At 36.4% G+C, this 26,017-nt stretch carries 20 protein-coding genes, 3 rRNA genes and 1 riboswitch; of the genes, 9 read left to right on the forward strand and 14 right to left on the reverse strand.

Annotation, left to right across the window (positions count from 1 at the left end):
- The first annotated feature begins 110 nt into the window (after window positions 1-110).
- The 3 genes from C1724_RS09260 (at window position 111) to C1724_RS09270 (ending at window position 1,527) form a co-directional block, all read left to right on the forward strand.
- Window positions 111-575, forward strand: a complete 465-nt coding sequence (locus C1724_RS09260) for a hypothetical protein (protein ID WP_102346385.1) — start codon at window positions 111-113, stop codon at window positions 573-575.
- 141 nt (window positions 576-716) lie between these two features.
- Window positions 717-935, forward strand: coding sequence for a hypothetical protein (locus C1724_RS09265; protein WP_102346386.1), 219 nt, complete (start codon window positions 717-719; stop codon window positions 933-935).
- Between the two features lie 223 nt (window positions 936-1,158).
- On the forward strand, window positions 1,159-1,527 hold the full coding sequence (locus C1724_RS09270; RefSeq protein ID WP_180994203.1) for a response regulator transcription factor: 369 nt from the start codon (window positions 1,159-1,161) through the stop codon (window positions 1,525-1,527).
- Between the two features lie 25 nt (window positions 1,528-1,552).
- Here C1724_RS09270 and C1724_RS09275 read toward each other — a convergent pair whose 3' ends face one another.
- Together C1724_RS09275 and C1724_RS09280 are read right to left on the reverse strand one after the other, a co-directional pair.
- On the reverse strand, window positions 1,553-2,218 hold the full coding sequence (locus C1724_RS09275) for a hypothetical protein (protein WP_102346388.1): 666 nt from the start codon (window positions 2,216-2,218) through the stop codon (window positions 1,553-1,555).
- A 40-nt stretch (window positions 2,219-2,258) separates the two neighbouring features.
- Window positions 2,259-3,251 carry a LysM peptidoglycan-binding domain-containing protein gene (locus C1724_RS09280; RefSeq protein ID WP_258000327.1) on the reverse strand — a complete coding sequence of 331 codons (993 nt, stop codon included), beginning with the start codon at window positions 3,249-3,251 and terminating at the stop codon, window positions 2,259-2,261.
- Window positions 3,252-3,504: 253 nt separating this feature from the next.
- Window positions 3,505-3,590, forward strand: a riboswitch (cyclic di-GMP riboswitch).
- A 60-nt stretch (window positions 3,591-3,650) separates the two neighbouring features.
- On the opposite strand from C1724_RS09280, the gene C1724_RS09285 reads away from it, so the two are divergent.
- The 3 genes from C1724_RS09285 (at window position 3,651) to asnA (ending at window position 7,105) form a co-directional block, all read left to right on the forward strand.
- The gene (locus tag C1724_RS09285) at window positions 3,651-4,148 is read left to right on the forward strand and encodes a hypothetical protein (protein ID WP_102346389.1); all 498 of its coding nucleotides are present in this window, start codon (window positions 3,651-3,653) and stop codon (window positions 4,146-4,148) included.
- Window positions 4,149-4,406: 258 nt separating this feature from the next.
- Complete coding sequence (locus tag C1724_RS09290; protein ID WP_102346390.1) at window positions 4,407-5,831, forward strand: Na+/H+ antiporter NhaC family protein; 1,425 nt, start codon at window positions 4,407-4,409, stop codon at window positions 5,829-5,831.
- Window positions 5,832-6,091: 260 nt separating this feature from the next.
- Window positions 6,092-7,105, forward strand: a complete 1,014-nt coding sequence (asnA, locus tag C1724_RS09295) for an aspartate--ammonia ligase (RefSeq protein WP_102346391.1) — start codon at window positions 6,092-6,094, stop codon at window positions 7,103-7,105.
- 185 nt (window positions 7,106-7,290) lie between these two features.
- Here the strand turns inward: asnA and C1724_RS09300 are convergent, their stop codons facing one another.
- The 5 genes from C1724_RS09300 to C1724_RS25570 all read right to left on the reverse strand — a co-directional run bounded on the left by C1724_RS09300 (window position 7,291) and on the right by C1724_RS25570 (window position 12,836).
- Window positions 7,291-8,361 carry a DMT family transporter gene (locus tag C1724_RS09300; protein ID WP_102346392.1) on the reverse strand — a complete coding sequence of 357 codons (1,071 nt, stop codon included), beginning with the start codon at window positions 8,359-8,361 and terminating at the stop codon, window positions 7,291-7,293.
- Window positions 8,362-8,719: 358 nt separating this feature from the next.
- Window positions 8,720-9,610 (reverse strand): DMT family transporter, encoded by an 891-nt coding sequence (locus C1724_RS09305; RefSeq protein WP_102346393.1) that lies wholly within the window; start codon window positions 9,608-9,610, stop codon window positions 8,720-8,722.
- A 179-nt stretch (window positions 9,611-9,789) separates the two neighbouring features.
- Window positions 9,790-10,800 (reverse strand): hypothetical protein, encoded by a 1,011-nt coding sequence (locus C1724_RS09310; RefSeq protein WP_102346394.1) that lies wholly within the window; start codon window positions 10,798-10,800, stop codon window positions 9,790-9,792.
- A gap of 243 nt (window positions 10,801-11,043) precedes the next feature.
- Window positions 11,044-12,234, reverse strand: a complete 1,191-nt coding sequence (locus tag C1724_RS09315) for a MalY/PatB family protein (RefSeq protein ID WP_102346395.1) — start codon at window positions 12,232-12,234, stop codon at window positions 11,044-11,046.
- Window positions 12,235-12,680: 446 nt separating this feature from the next.
- The gene (locus C1724_RS25570; RefSeq protein ID WP_180994205.1) at window positions 12,681-12,836 is read right to left on the reverse strand and encodes a hypothetical protein; all 156 of its coding nucleotides are present in this window, start codon (window positions 12,834-12,836) and stop codon (window positions 12,681-12,683) included.
- A gap of 258 nt (window positions 12,837-13,094) precedes the next feature.
- Between C1724_RS25570 and C1724_RS09320 the strand changes: the two genes are divergently transcribed.
- On the forward strand, window positions 13,095-13,517 hold the full coding sequence (locus tag C1724_RS09320) for a VOC family protein (protein ID WP_102346396.1): 423 nt from the start codon (window positions 13,095-13,097) through the stop codon (window positions 13,515-13,517).
- A gap of 266 nt (window positions 13,518-13,783) precedes the next feature.
- Here the strand turns inward: C1724_RS09320 and C1724_RS09325 are convergent, their stop codons facing one another.
- Window positions 13,784-14,998: a NupC/NupG family nucleoside CNT transporter gene (locus C1724_RS09325; protein ID WP_102346397.1), complete on the reverse strand. Its 1,215-nt coding sequence runs from the start codon at window positions 14,996-14,998 to the stop codon at window positions 13,784-13,786.
- A 369-nt stretch (window positions 14,999-15,367) separates the two neighbouring features.
- Window positions 15,368-16,189 carry a dienelactone hydrolase family protein gene (locus C1724_RS09330; protein ID WP_102346398.1) on the reverse strand — a complete coding sequence of 274 codons (822 nt, stop codon included), beginning with the start codon at window positions 16,187-16,189 and terminating at the stop codon, window positions 15,368-15,370.
- A 385-nt stretch (window positions 16,190-16,574) separates the two neighbouring features.
- Between C1724_RS09330 and C1724_RS09335 the strand changes: the two genes are divergently transcribed.
- Both C1724_RS09335 and C1724_RS09340 read left to right on the forward strand, forming a co-directional pair.
- Window positions 16,575-17,741 carry an MFS transporter gene (locus C1724_RS09335; RefSeq protein ID WP_258000328.1) on the forward strand — a complete coding sequence of 389 codons (1,167 nt, stop codon included), beginning with the start codon at window positions 16,575-16,577 and terminating at the stop codon, window positions 17,739-17,741.
- Window positions 17,742-17,879: 138 nt separating this feature from the next.
- The gene (locus C1724_RS09340; protein ID WP_258000372.1) at window positions 17,880-18,239 is read left to right on the forward strand and encodes a nucleotide excision repair endonuclease; all 360 of its coding nucleotides are present in this window, start codon (window positions 17,880-17,882) and stop codon (window positions 18,237-18,239) included.
- A 196-nt stretch (window positions 18,240-18,435) separates the two neighbouring features.
- Here C1724_RS09340 and C1724_RS09345 read toward each other — a convergent pair whose 3' ends face one another.
- The 5 genes from C1724_RS09345 to C1724_RS09375 form a co-directional block, all read right to left on the reverse strand.
- Window positions 18,436-19,533, reverse strand: a complete 1,098-nt coding sequence (locus C1724_RS09345) for a TRAP transporter substrate-binding protein (RefSeq protein ID WP_102346400.1) — start codon at window positions 19,531-19,533, stop codon at window positions 18,436-18,438.
- Window positions 19,534-20,294: 761 nt separating this feature from the next.
- Window positions 20,295-20,410 (reverse strand): 5S ribosomal RNA (gene rrf, locus C1724_RS09350).
- Between the two features lie 524 nt (window positions 20,411-20,934).
- Window positions 20,935-22,101, reverse strand: a complete 1,167-nt coding sequence (locus tag C1724_RS09360; protein WP_102346402.1) for an IS256 family transposase — start codon at window positions 22,099-22,101, stop codon at window positions 20,935-20,937.
- Window positions 22,102-22,673: 572 nt separating this feature from the next.
- Window positions 22,674-22,790: ribosomal RNA gene (gene rrf / locus C1724_RS09370) — 5S ribosomal RNA — on the reverse strand.
- Between the two features lie 186 nt (window positions 22,791-22,976).
- A 23S ribosomal RNA gene (locus tag C1724_RS09375) occupies window positions 22,977-25,913 on the reverse strand.
- Window positions 25,914-26,017: the final 104 nt, after the last annotated feature.

The following is a 26,017-nucleotide window of genomic DNA, read 5'->3' on the forward strand; positions in this document are numbered from 1 at the left end:
CACCTTGATTCAACCACTCATTCTCACCTCAATCGCTATCATTTTAAGTTGTTCTCACATCTATCTTCATATCTCATACAATAAATCATCTGAGACAGAGGTGATTAGTTTTGAAAAGATGGTTAAAGATAGTTATTCTAACTTATCTTTCCCTACTGTTCTTTGGAAGCTTTTTAGCTGTCGGTGCCTTGTGGACGGGAGCTATAGAAAAAGTCTTTCCATACATTTCTGATATAAAAATCTTTTTGTATTATTTCTTTGCCGGATCAATAGGTGCTTCTTTACGTCATCTTTACATGTTTTGTTCTCACTATATTGAAGATGAATTAACCAATTATAGAGAGTGGATTATGTACATTTTTTATCCCATTTTTGCAACAGGAACAGCCATTATTGCAGTGACTTTAATACAAAGTGGCATCCTGTTTATTGAGTTTACCGATTATAAAGATGCACCCTATGCCCAAATAAGTATCGCCTTTTTTGTTGGTTTCGGATTTAACAGATTTTTAAATAAGCTTAATTCTGTTTCGAAAAGCTTATTCAAAACAGATAAAAAAGAATCCACACAATAAAACTCAGCTTTAGTGGAACAAGTTCATGCTTCTCTCCGATAATAAAAATAGCTTGGTCTAAATTTAATTACCATCAAATATTTATATAGAGACTACAAAATAATCTTTTGTAACTAATACTATATGAAAATAGGTGAGACCATGTACAGTGTTCATTTTTTCGAAAACAAAAATCTTTTATTAAGTCAGCTACTTAATCAGGTTCCTTCCGTAAACGAAGATCTTAAGATTAAAGGTCGGAAGGGTAAAGTATCAAGCGTTCACCCTATCGATGAAAAGAGTGTCCATGTACAAATTATTTTAGAAAAAGTTAACAAAAAAGCCCCTGTTATTGATCAATCAAAAAAGAAAAAACGGTAAAGAATTTCCACCCCTGTTATTGTAAAAGATGCTAGTTAAAGAGCCATGCAGTTTATTCTTAATTTTGAAAACATATTAATTAAAAAGAATGCACATGTTAGATATATCTTCTATGTGCATTCTTTTGTTGTAAACAAAAATGTTTTTACTATCACTATAGGCAAAAGCGCATTTTCATGTAAAATAATAATTATACAATAAAGTATCGGGGGTTTTGCTAGGTTTGAAGATATTAATTGCAGAAGACGAGATTAGACTTAGTAACTTATTAAGGCTTTATTTAGAACGGGAATCATATATTGTTGATATTGTTGCCAATGGAAACGATGGATTAGAAAAGTCACTACAAGAGAATTATGACTTAATCATACTAGATGTATTTATGCCTGGTAAAGATGGGTTTACCGTTCTAGAAGAAATAAGGAAAGTAAAAAATACCCCTGTTATTTTGTTGACGGCACAAAGCGGGGAGAGCGATCACAAACGTGGGTTCAGTTTAGGAGCAAATGCTTTTATATCTAAGCCATTCAGTCCAAGTACAGTTGTTACGGAAGTCAATCAAATACTAAATAATAGGCAAGAGAGCAACTGAATAAACTGGTTGCTCTTTTTTAAATTTACAATACGGAATCATTAATCTGTGCAATAATCGTACCTCTGGGTAATTGAGAGCATAAATTCCCTATTGTTGAATACCTCTCCTCGTTAGAATATAAATAAAATCCATCTCCATCATGGAATAAAGTTATAAACGTGTTTTCCACCCCTGTAAAAAAGCATGGTATGGAACGTTCCTTTACTCTCCCCCATTCTTTTACCCTTGCTAACTGAAATAATAAATTGTCAGAATATGAAATAGCGTAAAACTCATTCTGAGCAGGTAGCCAGTAGGTTTCTTCGATCGTAAGTAATAATGAGCGTGGTTCCATGATCGTTACCGTAAAACATGGTGGATGATATTTATGTTTTTGAAATAGGGTATAATATGTCCTTTGTTCCTGAAGAAAATTTAATTCATAATCTATACTATTTTTTTTAAATAAAGTGATAAAGTCTTCAGTATTATCATCATATGATACGAAGGTAACATATATAGGATATCTGTTTTGAAATAATAAGAAATCTTGTAAAAACCTACGGTTCCTATCTACATAATTGTCTTCTTCAGAGCACTCATTTATAAAATATATGGATTGTGTATTCCCTTCGATTTTTATATAATGACCGATATTATCTAAAAATGTATCAGTAAGTTTTTCTTCCTGAATCCATATTTCTGCCATCTGTTCTCCAATCAATATTTTAAAGTTTTAAGAAATATATTTATTGATGTGATGCTGAAATTTCCTGGATTTTACGTTCTACAAGTGGATAAAAATTATTTTTAGCGCTAGTCGTTGTATTTCCTCCAAAAAAGTTTGTGCCTGGACAGGTTTTGACATTATATTCAGGCCCTTTATCTAACACTCTTTCCCCCGTTTTCAAACTCCACCAATGATGGTAAGTGATGCTATCAATAGAAGGAGTTAACCCAAATTTCATGCTTAACAAAGCAGTGATATAAACGATCGTTTCTTTTTGTTCTGCTGTCATGACATCATGTCCCCTATCAAAGTTTCCAACATTTTCAATGGTTAATCCTACTGAATTGGCCTTCCATCCTATTGATCCTTCAGGAGTTACATTAAACGGTCGAGATACGGCTATTTTACCATCTGGAAAAGTTGTGATATTTTGCGCAATTGTCTTCCACCCCTTTTCTCTAATATGATAGTTCTCCATTCCCTTCAGCATAGAAAAATGATTATAACCGTTAAAATGTTTATATGATGGTGCCCATGTATGATGATGTTGGATTAGTGTTATTTTACGACTAAATTTATGATGTTGTAGCCAATTCTTAAATTCATCCCTCGTCATCAGAATATGCTTTCCTTGCATCGTCATTTTTTTAGGATTAATCTTTATTATTTGCCCGAGATGTAATTCATCAGAGGACAATCCATTTGTTGTTTTTATGATCTCGACTGTAGAATTATGTGCCCTAGCAATCGTCTGTAGTGTATCTCCAGCAACCACCTCGTACAACACCGGAACCCACAATCTCTGACCAACAAATAATACGTTCTCTTGTAAACCATTTGTTGCTTTTATTTCTTCTACGGAGGTTTCATACTTCATTGCGATTTCCTCTAAAGAATCTCCCGATTGCACTACGTAAATATTAGTTGGTTTAATTTGTACCGCGTATGCAGGAAATTCATTAATCAACACAACGAAAATAATACAAAGTAAAAGTACTGAATTTTTCTTCAATTTTTTAGCCCTTTCATATTTTGAATTTGATCACTAATTTCTTCATAAACGACAGTAATAGTTTGGAAAAGATAGTAATGAATTTATTCTTATTTTTGATTGGTAATTACTTGGAAACCCTAACTAATGAATAAATCGAAACAACAATTTACTTAGTTCTATACTTATTGAAAACAAACTCTTCCATTTATTTGGATAAAGATTTCCTGCAATAGCAATAATTTCAGATTGCTGAAGATGAAAAAAGTTAGTATATTTAATCTCGCAAACATGTTGAAAAGCATGGACGCAAAGCTATAGGGACTAAGGTGTAAAGCACTATGTCAGCCAGTTGCCACTTTTATTATATAAAAGTGGAGATTCAAAAATAAAAGAATCTCATTTGAAGGGAAGAGGAATATGCAACCAATCATGTCAAGAACAGAAAAATTCTCAAAACCAACAAAAAAGAGCAGCCTAAAGAAAAAGGTTGTAACTATTGTAGTGGCAGGTACGATTACCTTAGGAGCAGGTGTTACATTTGGTGCTTCACCATTATTGGATAATGTAAAATCATTTATAGCTGATACATTAGGTTTAGAAAAAAATGAACTTTCAACTAGTGCGAATACTACGCATGCTTCTGAAGTTACAGATTTTGATACATTTTTAATTGCTCTAAAAAATAGAATTACTTCTGAGCTTGGTAATCATAATGAAACTAAAAAAACAGAAGTAGATACAGCTATCACTCAATATAATGCTACATTACAATCTGAAGCTGATGCTCAGGCAACAACTGATATCACTGCAGGAAAAGCACAACTAGACACATTAGCTGCAACAGAAATTCAAGAAGCTAAGGACGCACTTGACTCTAAGTATCTAGAAATTTTCCCATCTACTACTCAACAATAATCTTAACGATATTGGGATAGATATGCTTTTACTTGGGTAAAAACCCAATTAATATAAAACAATAAGGCGCTATGGATGTCCTGACACCATAGTGCCTTATTTTGTGCTATAAAAAGTTTTCATAACAACTCTAAATGTCTCTATTTTTTCAAATTGATTTCCAATTTCTATTAATATCCCCTTCTAGCTGTGGCAATACTATGTGGGAACTGACACAGACATTATAATCGTTTACGGACGTTTTAGGGGGACGAAACTTTGGATCAAACATGGGTTTCATTAATTCCATTTTTAATTGTGATAATAATGGCAATTTGGTTAAAAGACATCTTACCTGGTCTTGTAGTTGGACTTCTTGTTGGATCTATTATTGTTACAGCGAACATAATAACTGGTACACAACAGTCGATTTCTTACATAGTAACAACCTTATCCGATGAAACGAATATTAAAATAGTAAGTTTTCTTTATGTATTCGGCGGTTTAGTAGGGATGATGAATATCGCTGGAGGTATTAAAGGATTTTCAGAATGGATTGGCACGAAAATTAAGTCTGAGCGCGGGATCCTTGGACTTATTTGGTTTACATTACCTTTTACGTTCATGATGCCAATGTTTAGGATTATGATGATAGGACCGATTGTTAAAACACTAATAAAAAAAATGAACCTATCTAAGGAAAAAGTCGGGATGACCATGGACATCTCAACAGAATCAGTGATAGTACTATTACCTGTAGCTACAGCGTTTGTTGGGTTTATGGTTTCTTTAGTCGAAGGTGGAATTCGGGGACTAAATTTAGATATGTCACCGTATGAAGTATTTTTACTAAGCATCTTGTTTAACTTTTATGCGATTGTCATGTTAATCATCGGGATTGTACAGACGCTTTGGCCTTCTAAGAAGAAATCTAATCAGAGCAGAAAAAAAGCAGACCATAATGAAGATGAAGAACATGAATTTCACCGTGCTGGAATCAAAAAAGAATTGTCAATGGTAAAAGCACAGCCTTGGAATTTGATTATTCCTGTATTTTTGCTCCTAGGTCTATCCTTGTATTTATTATGGCAGGATGGCAAAGAAAAAGGAGCACAAACAGTACTTGAAGCCTTTTCGATGGCTGATGCTACATTTGTTATGCTATTAGCTGTCTTTATTACGCTAATCTTCACGTTTATTTTTTATATCTTACGCAAACAGCCATTAAACGAAATTATGTACCATTTTTACGATGGTGGTAATCAGATGATGCAAGCCATATCGCTACTGATACTAATCTGGTCACTAACACTTGCTGCAGAGGATCTTGGTTTTTCAAACTTTGTCAGCTCTTCATTAGGATCGTTTTTACCTGCTTTCATGACCCCTGCAACGATTTTTATTATCGGATCCGTTGTCGGTTATTTTATTGGATCCTCTTGGGGAACATGGGGGTTGTTTATGCCATTAGGTATTGCATTAGCAGTTTCTACCGGTGCCTCTATCCCACTAACAGTGGGAGCTGTGTTTGCAAGTGGCGCATTTGGAGCATTAACCTCACCTTTAGGTGATACAACAATTACTACCGCATCTATATTAGATATGGAGCTGGTGGAATATGCTCGTTATAAACTTAAACTATCAACAGTTGGTGCAGCTATTGCGACTGTTTTATATATTTTCACCGCATTACTTTTTGCATAAGGCACTTAACAATTTTATCTACTAATATGTAGATGAACACAAATTTCTCCAATTAGCCTATAATTTATATTTAGAACAAAATCAAAGCACGAATCTCTAGGCTTTACAATTAAAGTTAAGTTGAATCAAATATCCTGATGGCTACAAATTCCCCCGCTGGTTTTGTGCATAGACTTAGGCATATGCTGATGCAAATCGTAAGGCTAAATCATAGGTTAAAAGGTAATCACCTAGTACTATGAAATTACTGGAGGTAACCTATGACAAAAACCCTTATTATTCCAAACGTATATCAACCAGCATTGAATTTCATTCAAACTGAAATAGCGATAAAAAAAGTAAAAGATCATTTTGAAAGTAATTTATCGAAAGAGTTAAATTTAATACGAGTATCTGGTCCTCTTCTTTTAAAGTCTGGAAATGGAATCAATGACAATCTTAATGGTCAAGAACGGGTCGTTTCGTTTGATGCGTTAGATATCAATAATGCATCCATAGAGGTTGTTCAATCTCTTGCAAAGTGGAAAAGGATAGCACTTGCAAAATATGGGTTTCATGTTGGTGAAGGATTATATACAGATATGAATGCTATTAGAAGAGACGAGGTCTTAGACAACTTCCATTCTATGTATGTCGATCAGTGGGATTGGGAAAAAGTCATTGCCTATAAACAACGTAATCTGAATACCTTAAAATCGGAAGTCCTAAAAATTTATAAGGCACTAACGGCTACTGAGAGGTACATCAATAAATTATATCCTCATCTTGAACCAATTCTACCCAAGGAGATTAGCTTTATTACCACTCAAGAGCTCGAGGACACCTACCCAAATTTATCTCCGAAACAACGTGAAGATAAAGTCGCTAAAGAGTTTGGTGCTGTCTTTATTATGAAAATTGGAGGAAATTTACGATCTGGTCAAAAACATGATGGACGTTCTCCTGATTATGATGATTGGTCACTAAATGGAGACCTTATTTTTTGGTACCCAGTATTAGAGAAAGCTATTGAGATCTCTTCAATGGGAATTAGAGTAGATGAAAAAGCGCTTTTAAAACAATTAAAGCTGACAAGAAATGAAAATCGAATAGACCTTGATTATCACCAATATATCCTAAACAAAAAACTACCTTACACAATTGGCGGAGGCATTGGTCAGTCCCGCTTATGTATGTTTTACCTTAGAAAGGCACATATTGGGGAGGTCCAAGTTTCTGTGTGGAATGATAAAGTGATTGAAGAATGCAAGCAAGGTAATATTCCGCTTTTGTAGAGCTCCTTAAATCCATTTTCAAATTCAAAAAAATAATAACGCAGGGATTTCCCTGCGTTACAATTAAATCAATCTTCACTTAAACTCTTCATCCAAAATAACTCACCTAGCATTTCTAAAATTCTTTCAGCATAGAGCAAATTTGAATGGAACTAGATAAGCGTAACTTGTAACTGTAATATCTCTTACGAATAAATCGCAATGATAATTGTTCCTATCATAACAGTTAATGAAGTAACCCAAATTTGAGCTGTAATAGACTCTAACGCCTTTTTGAAAATCAATGAGCTTAAGAAAACAGTTAACAATGGCTCAATTGCTACAATTACACTCACATACGAAACTTGTGTATATGCAACACCTAGAAAGAAAAATAGTGCTCCTAAGCTAGTAAGCAAGCCCGCTACAAGATAATTACGATTAATATTCTTTGAAAAAATTACCTTCATTTGTGAGGATAGTTGCCCATTTTTATACTCATATACACTTATAAAAATCAGCGAAGTTATTGCTCCTACCCACGCACCAAAGAACGCATTATCTAAGATGAGAAGTCCCTGTTTTCTTACCCCTTGACCAATTCCGAAAGATAAAGCAGATAAAACTAAAAATAAAAAACCAAGTCGTGTTTGCTTTGAATCAAGTTGTGAAACAGATGATTCACTTAATCTAAAATCCTTATAACCTTGATAATAAATGCCACCAATAACTAACATAATCCCTATCAAAGCAAAAAGACCTAATGTTTCCCCTAAGACAATTACTCCGAACAATATGCTGAAAATAGGCGATCCATTTTTAATAATGGATGCCCGCGACGGACCAACTTGTTTGATACCTTTAAAAGATAGGAATCTACCAAAACCAGTTGTTAATAGTCCTGCCATAACAAAGACAAATAGAGCGGTCCAAGAAAATGTAAAGGAAAAACCATTGAAAAGAAGACTAATTAAAAATACCAATCCTAAAATAATAAAATTGCTAATAACCGAAATAAAGTATCCACTATTATCCTGACTTGTTGACATCCCCTTTTTTACAAATAGGTTACTACATNTAAAGGAAAAACCATTGAAAAGAAGACTAATTAAAAATACCAATCCTAAAATAATAAAATTGCTAATAACCGAAATAAAGTATCCACTATTATCCTGACTTGTTGACATCCCCTTTTTTACAAATAGATTACTACATGCAAATGATAAAGCACTTAAAAAAGAGAATAATATCCCCAAATACAAAACACCACCTTTCATAAATCTTACACTACTATTAATAATACTATATAGTCACAACCTTTGGTTTCAAATATTCACATTTTTGGTTATAATTCTAATATTTAATTAAATTAAGCACGACAAATGAACTACTATTTTATGCTTTCTTTCCTAAATAAAACAGGATCGCATCACTTTTTCTTAACATAATCATTAATCTTTTCACTTTAGTTGTCATCCTTAAAAATAGGGACGTTAGAAGTGATTATTATTACAATTAAGGGTAGCTTTCAGTCCCATATTGCTAAACGATTTATCAATTTATTAAAGATAATGCTCTAATAAACACATTAAACCGTTAACATCACCTCGAGGGATTGCCATAGTATGTTTTTTCTCATAAACCACTAGTAGTCTCTTTTTTAGTAGAAATATTTTTTTGAAGAATTAAAAATATAAAAACACCAAATAATGCAAGGAATCCCCCTAGAACTTGCAAGGCATTAACTCGTTCTCCCAAAAATATGGCCGCTAAGATTGTTGCTCCAACAGGTTCACCTAAAATACTCATTGAAATAGTTGCCGAGTTTACATAGCTCAATAACATATTAAATATAACGTGAGCAATAGTAGGAAAAATAGCTAATAATAGAAATAGCCCCCATTCCCGTGAACTATAACCACTGATTGGAGTACCTGTACACAGGTTGTAAATAGTTAATGAAACACCTGCAAATAAAAACACACAAAAGCTATAAATCCAATGGGAAATCGTCTTTACCTTTGATTGACCAATTAACAAATAACAGACAATAGCAATGACGCTTAAAAATGATAAAATGTCCCCAATAATAACAAATTTACTTAATCCGTAATCTCCCCAACCAACTAGAAATACTCCTACTAGTGAAACTCCTACTGTGACTAAGGTAGAAAATTTTGCTTTTTCTTTGTAAATAATAAAACCACCTATTAAAGCAACAATAGGTTGTAAAGCTAGAATGATAGTTGAGCTAGCTACTGTTGTATGTCTTAATGATTCAAACCACAAAGCAAAGTGCAGAGCCAAAAAAATGCCCGCAATCGATAAAAACAGCCAATCTCTTTTAGATAATTTAATAAATGCATCTTTTTTTGTCCATACCATAGGTAATAACAGGATAGCCGCCAAATACATACGATACATACTTAGTATTGTTGCTGGTGCATCAGACCACCTTACAAATAGGGCAGCAAAAGATATAGCAATAATTGATATAATTAATAGTAGACCTACATACGGTTTCATATTACCTCCATGTATAAGAATATATAAAGTTCCATTCAACTATAAAATATACACTTGAAAAGGTCACGAATTATTTCTGGTTTTTCAGTTCTCACATAAAAAACCTCTCTATTACTAGAGAGGGCTTATTTATATTTGATTGTATCTTGTTAGAAACATTGGAACTCATTCACCTTAACCTAATGGTATTCTAAAGTAAACATAATTTCTTGATCCTGAAACACTGTAACAAGAGTTTGATCATCATAACTCAGAACCTTAAATTCTAATTGATCAGGATGCTTAATTAATTGCCAATCGATATCGACTGCTTGCTCAACTTCTATAATAACTGTGCTATTGCTTTCATCAAAACGCCAACGTCCTGTATACTTATTATGTTCATCAATTTTACTAGAATCACTATACATGCCTAATCGATTACTTGATAACGTGAGACTATATATAAGACCTTCTTCATTTTCTTGTATCCATGAGCCTTTTAACTCTTTTTCTTTCTCAGTAAATGGTTCTTGTACCACATAATTTGAATCATTAAATAAATTGTCTTTATATCCATTTTCTCTTTCAACAATATTCATAATTAACTTAGTATGCGGCAAATACTCAATGGTTACTTTATCACCAAAATCAAACTCCATATGTGTCTCACTTTGGAAAGTCATGTCATCAATATTAACGATTTTATAAGAAAGCGACTTTCTTCCTGAAACAATTTGTTCACCTTGATAGACCCCTGTTTTTTTTTCAAATTGATGAAAGAAATAATAAGGAGTATCTAATATGAAATCCTTGCCAATATACCATCCACCTATAGGGATCCCAACAAAAATACCAAGTACCAATAAATAGCTTAATATGTTAATAAGCATTTCTCTAATTCTTTCATATACAGACATTTTGGCCAATTTGCGTTTACGTTCTAGTTTCTTTCTTTTTCGGTTTGTATCCCAACTATTTTGATAGCGCCTATTAGTCTTATTTTTCCTTTTATGATGAATTCTTAATCTTATTTCCTGATATAAAATCTTGTATATGAAAATCCCGCTAAATCCAAATACAACAATTACAAATGCTAACCAATAAAAAAGGTAGTACGATGTTATCGCAAGAGTTACCGGTATACCAATCATTAAAGCAATTACTAGAAACGGAAATTTTGTTATAAGCTCGTTAAATCTATTCTCCATTTTTTTCCACCGTTTCAAATATTTATTAAATTATTAAAACACTTTAAACAATGTGGTAAAAGAGACAAAAGTAACAATTAATTTATTCTTTAATTTTAGTAACATGAAGAATAGGTCATTAGACTTATCTCAATTTTTATTTGAAATTCAAGGTAATCCTCAAAAAAGAAACCCGGTGAGTTAGACAAACCGGGTTCCATAGGGTTCGTACAAATTATTCAATAATCGAGAATAACATTTTTCTTAATTCAAATCCTCAAATTCTTTGGCAATTCGTTCAAAAGCTTCTTTTATTATTGGTCGTGGCGATGGCAAACAAATTCTTTGATATTGCAATCCTTCTTTTCCGAACATAATGCCGTCTTCTAAGATTACATTCGCTTTATTATAGATCCGATCATGTACTTCTTCGGGTGAAATTCCATACCCGCTAAAATCCATCCACATGATATACGTTCCTTCCGGAATTCTAACCTTTACTTTTGGGATTCTCTCCTTGATAAAACGCGTTACCCACTCCATAGTTCCATCAATATACTCTTTCAATTGCTCAAGCCATTCCTCGCCCTCATTATAGCAGGCTATCAGTGCTGAAATCGTAAATGGAGAAGCCAATTGCATCCCCAGTTCTGCAATATATATTTTTCTTAGCGTAGGGTTCGGGATAATAACGTTTGTACAATGAAGGCCAGCAACATTAAAGGTTTTGTTGATTGCTGTACATGTAATAATATGATCTGAACTGGTCACCGATTTTGCAATTGGAATAAAGTTTTGATCCACTCTAATTAAATCACCATGAATTTCATCAGCAATAATAAGCACATCATTTTGTGCACATATATCAGCTAATTTTTGCAGTTCTACGCGATTAAAAACTCGCCCTGTTGGATTTTGGGGATTACATAGAAGAAATAACTTTGTGTTTTCTTCTCTTGCTTTCGATTCAAAATCCTCAAAATCAATGGAATAATAGCCATTTTCGTCACAAATCAATGCATTGTTTTTAACGTGTCTTCCATTACCTACAATGACTTTTGTAAAAGGTGGATAAACAGGACGCTGTATAATGACCCCATCCCCTGGTTTAGTAAACGCTCTTATAGCCATATTAATGGCATGAACAGTACCTGGACTATATACAATCTCTTCTTTCTTAATCTCCCAATCGTGCCTTTTCTTAAACCAGTTTTGTATCGCTTCATAATAATCATTAGGAAAGATTGAATATCCATAAATTTTATGATCAACTGTTTTGTGTAAAGCATCAATTAAAGGCTGTGGTACAGGTAAATCCATATCTGCGGTAAATAAAGGTATGGTCTCTTCGTCGTATCTTTGGGTAATTCCCATTTTTTTAATTAATTCGCTACCATCCCATTTTAATGAATATGTATCCCGGCGGTTAATAATTTCATCAAAATTATATTTCATTAATATATCTCCTCCTCGTACCTTATATGAATCCCATAAAAAAAGCCTTAGTATTATTGTTAATACTTTAATAATACCAAGGAATTTGAGCTTTTACTAAAAATTAGTTACATACACTATTGACTACTAGTGTCGCTATATCTTCTATGTAATCCCTAAAAACTATTTTTCTATTTAATACTCAATCACTTCTCATACTATGTTACAAAAAGTAGAAAATTCATCTGATTGAATGTTATAACAAAGAGAATAGCCGTGGTTAGCTTTTTAGTGAGATGGGGAACACCTCATCAAAAAATATTAAAAACCACAAAATTTACTTTGGGAAATTTACCAGTCTTTAATGAACTTTTATACATAACATAAAAAGAAAAACCAGCGAAAACATCGTCTCCGTTGGTTTTTTCGTTTAAATCCTTGGACTGTATAAAAACGTTTCTCTACACCTAGGATTTCAGATCGGAAGAATCATCATAATCATAACGTATACCATCATTTTGTGCTGTTACATCATCTTTTGACTGATAATTGCCTGAATTCCTTTGTAGAGTTTCTTCATTACTTTTTTTAATATCGATTTGCTCCCTATTTGTTAAGCTCAATTTTAATGGCCTCCTCTTAATTTTTCACCACCTAGTATCCCATGTTTCTTTACTGAATATGCAAGATTAATCACTTCTTAGCTTTTTCTTCTCCACCTTAGGAGAGTTTTTCTAAATAATAGTTCACTTGTTCCTGGGCACATTCTATTGTTATTTTTTGGTAATATAGGTTAAAATATAATTCTGTGGTAATGTTTCATTTTGGTTATTATGAAATATGCTATTAATTATGTTGATGTTAATCAAGGAGCTGAGTTTATGTCTGTTAAATTAATTCCATATTTAGTGATGGATGGGAATTCTAGGGAAGCCATTCACTATTATGAAAAAGTGTTTAATGCAGAAGTCTTAGGAATTATTACTTTTGGCGAAATGCCTGCTAATCCAAACTTTCAATTGCCAGAAGAAGCAAAAGATCGTGTTTCCCACGCAACGATAAAGATTGGAGAGTCAGAATTAATGTTTTCGGATACTTTTCCTGGACAACCCCATCAAAAAGGAAATCAAGTGACGATATGTATCACTAGTCCCAATCTTGAAAAGTCAAATGAAATCTTTGATTCCTTACAGCAAGAAAGCCAAGTAAGCATGCCTTTCCAGAAAACGGACTTCAGCCCGGGATATGGTATTGTAACCGATAAATTCGGTGTGACTTTCCAAATTTACACAGAAAGTCATTAATATTTTGTACTTGAATTGACTATTGAAAATAAAACGGCTTGTCGTCTGTTCGACTTAGCCGTTTTTATATTAGGTATTTATTTTCCTAGAAAGAATCATACGTTTATTAATATCTGCTCAAGGAGCTGTGCGAACCATAGGGCGGTCCGGAGAGCAACCTCGTCGCTCGCGAGCATGGTCTCCACGATCCCATACACTTGCAGTAGTCTCCGCGCCCTCCGTTTCAACCAACATAACTGTGCTATACAAAGAGCTTTAACAAATCCTTAAATAAAAATACCCGCAATCGCAGCACTTAAAAGTGAAGCTAACATCCCCGCAGCGACTGATCTTAAACCCAGCTTTGCAATGTCTGGACGCCGGCTTGGAGCTAGTCCACCTAAACCACCTAACAGAATCGCCATTGAACTCAAGTTAGCAAATCCACAAAGTGCAAAACTAACAACCATAACCGTTTTTTCAGATAGTACTTCAATTTGAGGTGCAAATGCAGAGTAAGCAACAAACTCATTTAATACTAATTTTTGTCCTATGAAACTGCCCGCTGTCACCGCTTCCGACCAAGGAACACCGACAGCAAATGCAATAGGTGAAAAAAGTATGCCTAAGATCCCTTCAAGCGATAAAGCATTATACCCAAACAATCCTCCTAAAACACTTAAGATACCATTTACGAGTGCAATTAATGCTATAAATGCTAATAACATCGCTCCTACATTTAAAGCAAGTATTAAACCATCTCCAGCACCACGAGCAGCCGCATCAATTACGTTTACAACATCATCATCATCTGACATCTCGATAGATTCAAAAGTCTCAGTCTCCTCAGTTTCAGGTAAAATAATTTTAGCTAATATCAAACCAGCTGGTGCAGCCATAAAGCTAGCTGCCAATAAATACTCAAGTGGCACACCAAGTAAGGAATAGCCAACAAGCACAGAACCAGCGACTGAGGCAAGACCTCCAGTCATAACTGCAAATAACTCAGATTGTGTCATTTTAGCTATAAACGGTCGAATAACAAGTGGAGCTTCTGTCTGTCCAACAAAAATATTCGCTGCTGCAGACATTGATTCTGTTTTACTAGTACCTAGTACTTTAGATAATGCACCACCAATAATTTTAATAAACCATTGCATAATTCCAAGATAATATAAAACGGAGATTAATGATGAGAAGAAGATAATTATCGTCAACACCTGAAATGCAAAAACAAACCCAAACTCTTCAGCACTAGCTAATGGACCGAACAAGAAGGTGAGCCCCTCGTTTGCATAGCCAATAATATCTTGAACTCTCATTGTGATCCAATTTAATGCAGAACGCCCAGTTTCCCATTTTAGAACAATAAATGCAAAACTAAGTTGAATTGCTAGTCCAAAAATAATTGTTCTTGGATTAATATCCTTTCTTGCACTTGACAAAAGAAATGCAATTCCTAATACAACAAATATCCCAAAAAATCCCCATAATATATTCATAATTTCACCTCAAACAAATTTGTGGAACCATACTGAAATGTCTACCATTCAGATTACCCCTAATCTAAAAAAATATAAGTTAACCTTCATATCGTAACATCTATTCCCTCCAAAACCACTGGTCTTTAAAAATGGGATTGTAGGTTCTTGGATTTAAAACCACCATAATTGGTCCAATATTACAATAGCAACTAGGGATTAAACATAAATCTGCAAATGGATTAGCTTTGGGAACTTCCGCATTATTTCTGGTTACCAATATGATTCTAATGAACAACTGTAATTTCAACCACTAAAACTCCAATACTATAATAAAAATGAAAGCCCAGGCTTATTTATCATCCTGGGCTTTCATTTTTATTATATTTATTATTCTGTAGTCAATACATCATTAAAAAATTGTAAAGCAGTTTGATAGGCATCTCTTGCAGCGATGATATTATAAGATGACCTAGTATCATTAAAGAAAGCATGGTGGGTATCTTTATATATTTTATAAGAAAAATCTTTACCTTGTTGTTTCATATGATCACTTAAAACTGGTACCTGATCTGTGATACGCTTATCTAATTCACCATAAAATCCATAGACCGGACAATTAATTTTAGCTAGTTCTTCTTGAGAAGGAGCATTTCCATAAAAAATAACAGCTCCTTTTAATTGACTATCATGGCAAGCCAACAACGCAGAAAGAGCTCCTCCCATACAGTATCCGATGGATGCAATACCTTGTCCTTTTGAAACCTCACATTCTTCCCTTAAAAAGGTAGTTGTAGCCAATAATTGCTTTATGTATTCTGCTGTATCCATCCCTCCAAACATTTTTGCAAATGTCCTAGAAATACGTTTTCGTTTCTCTTCTGGCAACTTTTGTATAGCTTTCTCTCTTTCCTCTATATTGGACCATATCGAGCGTGGCAATGAATCTTGAAATGCTCTTACCTCTTCTACACGTTCATCACTTAGATCTTCAATAGGTTCCCCGTGTCTTTCATATAAGTTTGGTGCAAATGCTAAATATCCTGCTTTCGCAAATCTTTCTGTTACATCTTGAATATGGCCATTTACACCCCATATTTCTTGAATAACAACAACAACGGGTAAGTCTTTTTCCACACGATCGATTTTAGCCATGTACCCTACATACTCTTGTTCATTACCATAACGTATCCATTTTGTTTCTAGTCCCATTATTTCTCCTCCAATTATTGAAATCAATATATGTTCCATCCACTAAAATTGATCCTAGTTGTTTTATATTTTTATACTATTCCAAAATTTTGAAAATTGCAAAGTTTAGACGTTATATTTTCCTTTAATTATTACTTCCAAACTTACCTTTCTTCTGATTGAATACTAACTTTAATATAGCTGGTACTAAAAAAAGAATAAAAAAATCCTAAATAGTTAGAAATGACGTAACAGTAGGTATATCAGCATTATTTTTGCTTTTTAGTTAATACAGGACTGATATATCCTTTTCTTTATAGAGTTATTAATAATAGGGATATTGTCATAGAATATTGCTCGTCTAATTGTTTATCTGTTGCATATATTATTCTCAGAGGTGAACAAAGTGAAAGAAACAACCATAAACAAATGGCATATTTTTTTAGTCATGTTCTTTTTTAGTTTAATTGTTCGAATTCAAATTCCTATCTTTACCCCTTATGCAGCTGCATTTGGTGCAACAAGTATTTTTGTGGGAATTATCCTTTCAGCCACTTCACTCAGTAATTTATCTGGAAATTTAATTGCAGGACCATTGGTTGATCGTATTAGCAAAAAGGCCTTTATTACACTACCTCTTTTCGTTTCGGGTTGGCTGTTTATAGCCCACGGATTAGCATCAGACTCTTACGACTTGTTGATATTGCACGCTTTAAATGGATTCACATTGGGTTTTTTATTCCCCGCGGCGTTTACCTTACTTTCCAGCTATGCAAATAATAGTCGTCAGCAAGGGAAAAATATTGCTATAAATGGGCTCTTATCAACTATCGCAAGTATTATAGCTCCGCTAATCGGGGGTAAAATGGTTGCCTTAATTGGTTATGAAAACACTTATTTCTTTATAGGCGCGGCAATGATATTAACCGGTATTTATTCGATACCTTTTTTAAGAGAAAGAAATCAGATTGTTACGGTCAAAACCCGTATTCAAGGTGCCTATCATTCACAACGCGCTTTAAGTTCTACTAACCTATCTATTATTTATTTAATAGGCTTTGCTGTCATGTATATCCACGGTGTAATCATTTTTGAAATCCCCTATTTAACAATTGAGAAAGGGCTATCTACATTTAACACAGGTCAGTTATTTAGTTATATGGGAATCGGAACATTCATTTCCCTTTCATTATTTTTCGTGAACCGTTTCGATCCAATAAAACGACTAATGATTGGTTTGTTTGGCATGTCAATGATATTGTTTATGCTCTTAAATTCGTCCCTGCCTCTATCACTTTTGTTATTATTAATAGGATTATTCTTTGGATTAATTATGCCGGCTATGGCAACCGGAATTACAGATAACACTCCAAGCGAGATGCACGGGAGAGCCTTTGGATATATGTCTGCTGTATATTCACTAGGAATTATTAGTAGTTCGTTTATTACCGGAGCGGTTCGGGATATAATATCTCCCTATTTTATAGCCTTCTTGGTCGGTATGCTTGTGGTAACCTTCGTGGGCTTTTTCAAATTACGTTCACCAAAGACGTTTATACCTTACAAAGTTTAGCAAAAATGTACAGTCACGTAACATAAACCACATGTCCTAAGTTTTATAAATATAGCTTTTTATTAGAAGGTATGATATCTTTATCCTTACTAAGAAGAAAGTAGAAACGAGGACGTGAACAACTTGATAAAAATTGAAATGCCTACACCTGACATCACAATTACGCAAAGAAAACAAGTACTAAAAGAGGGCGAACCAGAGATAAAGCCCGTATACGGGTTCATTGATTTTCATCTAATCCCAAGAGATAAAGGCGGTATCTTCTTATTTTTTAATAAAAACGATGAGCTGCTCTTTATTGGAAAAGCACGCAAATTAAGACAAAGAATTAAAAAACATTTTGAAGACACTGTTTCACCAATTAAAAACCATAGGGAAGAGGTATACAAAATCTCTATCTGTATAGAAGAAGACCCAATGAATAGAGAAATATACGAAACTTACGCTATAAATAAACTCCAATCCAAGTATAATATCGAAAAAGTGTATTTCAAGTAAAAGATTATATTTCCTCAATAAAAATGCCTGCCATTGTGGTATATACCAAATGGCAGGCACTTTTTTATCAGTGCATTAAAGAATAGAAATCAGACCTGTACTCAAAAAAGAGACCACATGGTTTTATTTAACCTAGTGATCTCTTTAAAAATATTATATTAAGTCGCATATTATATATTTAAAATTAATATAATACCTAGTTATTTGCCCCTTCTTCAATTAACTTAACTGTTGTATCATAGATTTCTTGTCCTGGAATGCCTTTAGATTCCATTTCAGAAATCCATTCTTCTGTTACAACTTGTGCTGCATCCTTAAACTTTTGCAGCTCTTCTTCTGGTAATTCAATAAACTCAACACCAGCGTCTTTTGATTCTTTTTCAGCTTGTTCTTTTTGGAAATCAAATGCTTCACCAGCACGTTGTGCCATCGGAACACCCATTAATTCCTTCATTTTCTCTTGTTGTTCTGCAGGGACTTTGTTCCAGCTATCCTTGTTCATTACAACATAGAAAAGACTAGTATTGAAGTTTCCAAGTGTCACATAATCAACAACATCTGTTAAAGTAAAGTCGTTAATTGCTGCGACAGGAAGTACACCTCCATCGATTACACCTTTCTGCATTGCATCATAAATTTCAGGTGCAGGTAAAGATACTGGAGTAGCTCCCCATGCCTCTAACATTTTACTGCCTTCTACAGAAGGTGTTCTTAACTTAAGACCTTTTATATCTTCAAAACTTCTAACCGCTTTATCTTTTGTTATAATCGCATATGGGTCAGCCGCATGGAACCATAATGGTTGAACATCTGAGTATTCCGCTTGAATTTCAGGGAACTGATCATATAGCTTTTGAGCAACAACACTCAAGCTTGCACCATCTCCATTTGCCAAGAATGGTAAGTGTAGGACTGAATGGATTGGGAATTTACCCGCATTATACCCTTGTAAACCCCAACCAGCATCCATGATGCCTGTTACAATATTATCGTAAGTTTCCTTTGGACCACCTAATGCTCCCCCTGGAAAAACCTTAAAATTAACAGCTCCTCCTGTTAACTCTGCTACCTCTTCACTAAATGGTGTCATAGCCATACTGTCTTGCACATGGTTAGGAGAGTTCATATGTCCCATCTTAAATTCTAGTTTTACATCACTTGTCTCACTATTAGACTTTTCTCCTCCACCTTCATTAGTGCTTCCACTTGAATCTGTTGAACTATTACAAGCAGAAACAAACAAAAACATCATAACAAATAACCCCGCTAGAAAACTCTTTGTAAACCCTTTCATGTCAAACCTCCCAAAATAAATATAATAATTCTTCTTAAGTAAGTTTTTTATCTCTATAAACATTACTTAAGCGTTTACCTACAAACATGTCATTAATATTCATGCTTGTAAGATATATAATAATAATTTTTAAGGGCTTGTACAACTAGAACGTTGCTGTATATGCAACAAATCTTAAAATTTTTTATAATTTTTTAAATCATCTAAATATTTTGTTCGTCAAGTTGTATTTACATTGACAAGTAAAAAATTCAATGAATTTCAGTGTCTCTTAATTATGTTTTGGTAATCTCCGGACATGATACTACTATAATTACTTTGGAAATAGGTAATATAGATATTTTTCTCTTATCAAATATATAATATTTCTACTTTTTTCAACCTTTTATGTTTTTCAAACTTTAGTGCAAAGGGCTATTATGAAACTTTATAAAGAAGAGTAGCATCTTTGTTACACTTTTCTCGCTCGCAACGTTTCACTCTCACAGAGGGGACAGTTCCCAATTATCATGTGTGCTCGATCTTATCTTCCGTGTTCTTACCTCGGCTTCAGATGAGCCATGGCTCCCTGAATACCTGCACTCGTTCTACCATAGCGGATTTATCATACCCTTCAGTGCTCTCTCGCTTGTTTCCTTGTTCTCCTTCCCCATCACAACCCTAGGGTATAAATATTACTTTATTCATTTCTATTTGAAAAACCTTCCAGTTTTAGTTTATATGCAAAAAAGAGCAGCATTTCTTTCTGCTACTCTGTTCTTGCTTGGCAACGTCCTACTCTTACAGGGGAACACCCCCAACTACCATCGGCGCTGAAGTGGTTAACTTCCGTGTTCGGAATGGGAACGGGTGTGACCTCTTCGCTATCGTCACCAAATTTAACTTGAGGTTGTTCCCTCAAAACTAGATAACAAGTATTCATAAACTGTAGTTAATTGTCCACCTGCCACTCCTAGAATCTCGTGATCAAATACTTCCTCCTCGGGAAGTCTATCGACTTCTTCGTCGGAAGAACATTTGCTCATCGAGTCTGAACAGTTGTTTCAGGTTTTCTACTTGGTTAAGTCCTCGATCGATTAGTATTCGTCTTTCAATTGTTTTTTGGTTAATAGAGGATTTATTGTCCGGTAAACTTATAAAGGCTGCCGCTTTTGTGTAAATAAGGGCTTTTTTGTCCGCAATTGAAATGTATAAGTCAAGTCCATAGTCTTGTGTAAATTCCTTTACAATGTTTACCAACTAGTTAAGTGTCAAGGAGATGCTGTCCCCTATATATTTTTTTTGCGAAACTTCCATGGTTCTACAACTCCACAATCAATAAAGGCTGTCAAAGGCGCTTTTCCCTTTGATGGCCTTTATTGATTGTGGGATAATCCCCTGATGGAAGTTTGAAAAAATAGCCTACTTTGTTAGAGATTTTTTCTTTGAGTATACAGTCTGTTGATAATGCATTAATACAGCTCCTACCAGGCGGAAAGCAGATTGTGTATTAGGAAAGATTCGAATCACTTTTTCTCTTCGCTTAACTTCTTGGTTTAAGCGTTCAAGTGAGTTAGTACTTCGTATATGAGGGCGAAGAGCCACTGGATGATTCATGTATTGGATGGTATCTTCGAAACCTTCATCTAGTATTTCCAATGCCTTTACGTATTTAGGATTATCTCCAAATTCACTCATAAGTTCATCCTTAAACATCCTCATATCATCGATGGTAACCGCCTCAAACACACGTTTGATCATCGTGCGGATTTCATTCGAGTCCTTTTTAGGTAATTTCTCAATAAGATTACGCTTAAAATGTACATTACATCTCTGCCAGCTAGTCCCAATAAATTCACGTTGTATAGCTTTCTGTAAACCTTGATGTGCATCAGAAATAACAAGTTTAGGTGATTGTAAACCACGGGATTTGAGATGCTTTAAAAATTGACTCCAGCTCTCAAAACTTTCAGTATGATCTACACTTAAACCCAGTATTTCTCGTTGGTTCTTTTCAGTAAGGGCAGTGGCAATATAAACAGCTTTAGAAACAACACGATGGTGTTCACGTACTTTTATATAAGTGGCATCTACAAAAATATAAGGATAATAGATAGTATTTAGAGGCCGTTTTGCCCAATCATTTACAATCGGATCTAGTTTTTGCGTGAGTGAAGATACAAACGATTTGGACATATTCTCACCACAGAGTTGCTCAACAATATGTGTTACTTTTCTTGTAGAAACACCATTAATGACCATCTCTAACATGGATAGGACTAAAGCTTGATCACAGCGTGCATATTTTTCAAAAACCGAAGGTGAAAACTCTCCATTACGAGTTCTAGGCACCTTGAGTTTGATCTTCCCAATACTCATTGTTAATTCTCGTTCATAGTAACCATTGCGGTAATCACGACGATCATCAGTGCGCTCGTAAGGATATGTTTGTAAGTAGTCATCTCTTTCTTTTTCCATGAATTCATTTAAGATCAATACAACAGCTGATTTCACGACAGTATCAATATTAGAATTTATTACAGAATCTTTTAAAACTTCCATATCTAGGTTAAACTGTAACTGAGTCATCTCTATTCCTCTCTTCCTTGTTTTTCGTGGTTGTTAAACATTGTAGACAAGAAGGAATAAAATGACTCATTTTCTTTTTACACAATTATACGGACTTAATCAATGTATACGGACATATATTCCGTTATTTGCGTTTCACAGAGGTTTTTTTGCGTTTCACGGACTTTTGCTCCGCTATTGCACGAATGAGGACGTACTTTCTTTTGTTTTTTGGTTAATAGAGGATTTATTGTCCGGTAAACTTATAAAGGCTGCCGCTTTTGTGTAAATAAGGGCTTTTTTGTCCGCTATTGAAATGTATCCGGACATATATTCCGTTATTTGCGTTTCACAGAGGTTTTTTTGCGTTTCACGGACTTTTGCTCCGCTATTGCACGAATGAGGACGTACTTTCTTTTGTTTTTTGGTTAATAGAGGATTTATTGTCCGGTAAACTTATAAAGGCTGCCGCTTTTGTGTAAATAAGGGCTTTTTTGTCCGCTTTTAAAATGTATACGGACATCTATTCCGTTATTTGAGTTTCACTTTCTTATTCACTAAAAAGAGTAGCATTTCTGCTACTCCTTGTCTTTGCTTGGCAACGTCCTACTCTCACAGGGGGGCAGCCCCCAACTACCATCGGCGCTGAAGAGCTTAACTTCCGTGTTCGGAATGGGAACGGGTGTGACCTCTTCGCTATCGTCACCAAACATATTAATTTTGAGGATTGTTCCCTCAAAACTAGATAACAAGCATTCATATTCTGTAGGTAATTGTCCACCTTCCACTCCTAGACTCTCGAGATCAAATAACCTTCCTCCTCCGGAAGTCTATCGACTTCTTCGTCGGAAGAACATTTGCTCATCGAGTCTGAACAGTCGTGTCAGGTTTTCTACTTGGTTAAGTCCTCGATCGATTAGTATTCGTCAGCTCCACATGTCGCCATGCTTCCACCTCGAACCTATCTACCTCATCATCTCTGAGGGATCTTACTTACTTAAAGTAATGGGAAATCTCATCTTGAGGGGGGCTTCATGCTTAGATGCTTTCAGCACTTATCCCGTCCACACATAGCTACCCAGCGATGCTCTTGGCAGAACAACTGGTACACCAGCGGTGTGTCCATCCCGGTCCTCTCGTACTAAGGACAGCTCCTCTCAAATTTCCGACGCCCACGACGGATAGGGACCGAACTGTCTCACGACGTTCTGAACCCAGCTCGCGTACCGCTTTAATGGGCGAACAGCCCAACCCTTGGGACCGACTACAGCCCCAGGATGCGATGAGCCGACATCGAGGTGCCAAACCTCCCCGTCGATGTGGACTCTTGGGGGAGATAAGCCTGTTATCCCCGGGGTAGCTTTTATCCGTTGAGCGATGGCCCTTCCATGCGGAACCACCGGATCACTAAGCCCGACTTTCGTCCCTGCTCGACTTGTAGGTCTCGCAGTCAAGCTCCCTTGTGCCTTTACACTCTACGAATGATTTCCAACCATTCTGAGGGAACCTTTGGGCGCCTCCGTTACTCTTTAGGAGGCGACCGCCCCAGTCAAACTGCCCACCTGACACTGTCTCCCGCCCCGATCAGGGGCGCGGGTTAGAATTTCAATACAGCCAGGGTAGTATCCCACCGATGCCTCCACCGAAGCTGGCGCTCCGGCTTCTCAGGCTCCTACCTATCCTGTACAAGCTGTACCAAAATTCAATATCAGGTTGCAGTAAAGCTCCACGGGGTCTTTCCGTCCTGTCGCGGGTAACCTGCATCTTCACAGGTACTATGATTTCACCGAGTCTCTCGTTGAGACAGTGCCCAAATCGTTACACCTTTCGTGCGGGTCAGAACTTACCTGACAAGGAATTTCGCTACCTTAGGACCGTTATAGTTACGGCCGCCGTTTACTGGGGCTTCGATTCAAAGCTTCTCCGAAAAGGATAACCTCTCCTCTTAACCTTCCAGCACCGGGCAGGTGTCAGCCCCTATACTTCGCCTTGCGGCTTCGCAGAGACCTGTGTTTTTGCTAAACAGTCGCTTGGGCCTATTCACTGCGGCTCTCTCGCGCTTGCACGCTATCAGAGCACCCCTTCTCCCGAAGTTACGGGGTCATTTTGCCGAGTTCCTTAACGAGAGTTCTCTCGCGCATCTTAGGATTCTCTCCTCGCCTACCTGTGTCGGTTTGCGGTACGGGCACCTTCTACCTCGCTAGAAGCTTTTCTTGGCAGTGTGGAATCAGGAACTTCGGTACTATATTTCCCTCGCCATCACAGCTCAGCTTATGTGGTAAGCGGATTTGCCTACTTACCAGCCTAACTGCTTGGACGCGCATATCCAACAGCGCGCTTACCCTATCCTCCTGCGTCCCTCCATTGCTCAAACGGTAAAGAGGTGGTACAGGAATATCAACCTGTTGGCCATCGCCTACGCCTTTCGGCCTCGGCTTAGGTCCCGACTAACCCTGAGCGGACGAGCCTTCCTCAGGAAACCTTAGGCTTTCGATGGACAAGATTCTCACTTGTCTTTTCGCTACTCACACCGGCATTCTCACTTCTAAGCGCTCCACTAGTCCTTCCGGTCTAGCTTCAAAGCCCTTAGAACGCTCCCCTACCACTGACACGTAAGTGTCAATCCACAGCTTCGGTGATACGTTTAGCCCCGTTACATTTTCGGCGCAGAGTCACTCGACCAGTGAGCTATTACGCACTCTTTAAATGGTGGCTGCTTCTAAGCCAACATCCTGGTTGTCTAAGCAACTCCACATCCTTTGCCACTTAACGTATACTTTGGGACCTTAGCTGGTGATCTGGGCTGTTTCCCTCTTGACCACGGACCTTATCACTCGTAGTCTGACTCCTAAGGATAAGTCTTTGGCATTCGGAGTTTGACTGAATTCGGTAACCCGATGGGGGCCCCTAGTCCAATCAGTGCTCTACCTCCAAGACTCTTACCTTAAGGCTAGCCCTAAAGCTATTTCGGGGAGAACCAGCTATCTCCAAGTTCGATTGGAATTTCTCCGCTACCCACACCTCATCCCCGCACTTTTCAACGTGCGTGGGTTCGGGCCTCCATCCAGTGTTACCTGGACTTCACCCTGGACATGGGTAGATCACCTGGTTTCGGGTCTACGACCACGTACTACAATCGCCCTATTCAGACTCGCTTTCGCTGCGGCTCCGTCTCTTCGACTTAACCTTGCACGGGATCGTAACTCGCCGGTTCATTCTACAAAAGGCACGCTGTCACCCATAAATGGGCTCCAACTACTTGTAGGCACACGGTTTCAGGATCTCTTTCACTCCCCTTCCGGGGTGCTTTTCACCTTTCCCTCACGGTACTGGTTCACTATCGGTCACTAGGGAGTATTTAGCCTTGGGAGATGGTCCTCCCAGCTTCCGACGGGATTTCACGTGTCCCGCCGTACTCAGGATCCACTCAAGAGAGAACGAAGTTTCAGCTACAGGGCTGTTACCTTCTTCGGCTGGTCTTTCCAAACCACTTCACCTACTTCGTTCCTTTGTAACTCCGTATAGAGTGTCCTACAACCCCAAGAGGCAAGCCTCTTGGTTTGGGCTTCTTCCGTTTCGCTCGCCGCTACTCAGGAAATCGCGTTTGCTTTCTCTTCCTCCGGGTACTTAGATGTTTCAGTTCCCCGGGTCTGCCTTCAGTACCCTATGTATTCAGGTACAGATCCTGTTCCATTACGAACAGTGGGTTTCCCCATTCGGAAATCTCCGGATCAAAGCTTACTTACAGCTCCCCGAAGCATATCGGTGTTAGTCCCGTCCTTCATCGGCTCCTAGTGCCAAGGCATTCACCGTGCGCCCTTATTCACTTAACCTAAGATGATCTTAATCATCAAGATTTTAATAAGAACTTTTCTACAGTAAATATGAATGTTATTGCTATCTAGTTTTCAAAGAACAATATAGAGAGAATGCTCTC

Source organism: Bacillus sp. Marseille-P3661, assembly GCF_900240995.1.
Lineage (GTDB): Bacteria > Bacillota > Bacilli > Bacillales > Bacillaceae_J > OESV01.

What these genes read in the sequence shown, in the direction of transcription:
- C1724_RS09265 (WP_102346386.1), top strand. Translation starts at nt 717, where the DNA reads ATGTACAGTGTTCATTTTTTCGAAAACAAAAATCTTTTATTAAGTCAG.
- C1724_RS09275 (WP_102346388.1), bottom strand. Translation starts at nt 2,218, where the DNA reads ATGGCAGAAATATGGATTCAGGAAGAAAAACTTACTGATACATTTTTA.
- C1724_RS09285 (WP_102346389.1), top strand. Translation starts at nt 3,651, where the DNA reads ATGCAACCAATCATGTCAAGAACAGAAAAATTCTCAAAACCAACAAAA.
- asnA (WP_102346391.1), top strand. Translation starts at nt 6,092, where the DNA reads ATGACAAAAACCCTTATTATTCCAAACGTATATCAACCAGCATTGAAT.
- C1724_RS09305 (WP_102346393.1), bottom strand. Translation starts at nt 9,610, where the DNA reads ATGAAACCGTATGTAGGTCTACTATTAATTATATCAATTATTGCTATA.
- C1724_RS09310 (WP_102346394.1), bottom strand. Translation starts at nt 10,800, where the DNA reads ATGGAGAATAGATTTAACGAGCTTATAACAAAATTTCCGTTTCTAGTA.
- C1724_RS09315 (WP_102346395.1), bottom strand. Translation starts at nt 12,234, where the DNA reads ATGAAATATAATTTTGATGAAATTATTAACCGCCGGGATACATATTCA.
- C1724_RS09320 (WP_102346396.1), top strand. Translation starts at nt 13,095, where the DNA reads ATGTCTGTTAAATTAATTCCATATTTAGTGATGGATGGGAATTCTAGG.
- C1724_RS09325 (WP_102346397.1), bottom strand. Translation starts at nt 14,998, where the DNA reads ATGAATATATTATGGGGATTTTTTGGGATATTTGTTGTATTAGGAATT.
- C1724_RS09330 (WP_102346398.1), bottom strand. Translation starts at nt 16,189, where the DNA reads ATGGGACTAGAAACAAAATGGATACGTTATGGTAATGAACAAGAGTAT.
- C1724_RS09340 (WP_258000372.1), top strand. Translation starts at nt 17,880, where the DNA reads ATGCCTACACCTGACATCACAATTACGCAAAGAAAACAAGTACTAAAA.
- C1724_RS09345 (WP_102346400.1), bottom strand. Translation starts at nt 19,533, where the DNA reads ATGAAAGGGTTTACAAAGAGTTTTCTAGCGGGGTTATTTGTTATGATG.
- C1724_RS09360 (WP_102346402.1), bottom strand. Translation starts at nt 22,101, where the DNA reads ATGACTCAGTTACAGTTTAACCTAGATATGGAAGTTTTAAAAGATTCT.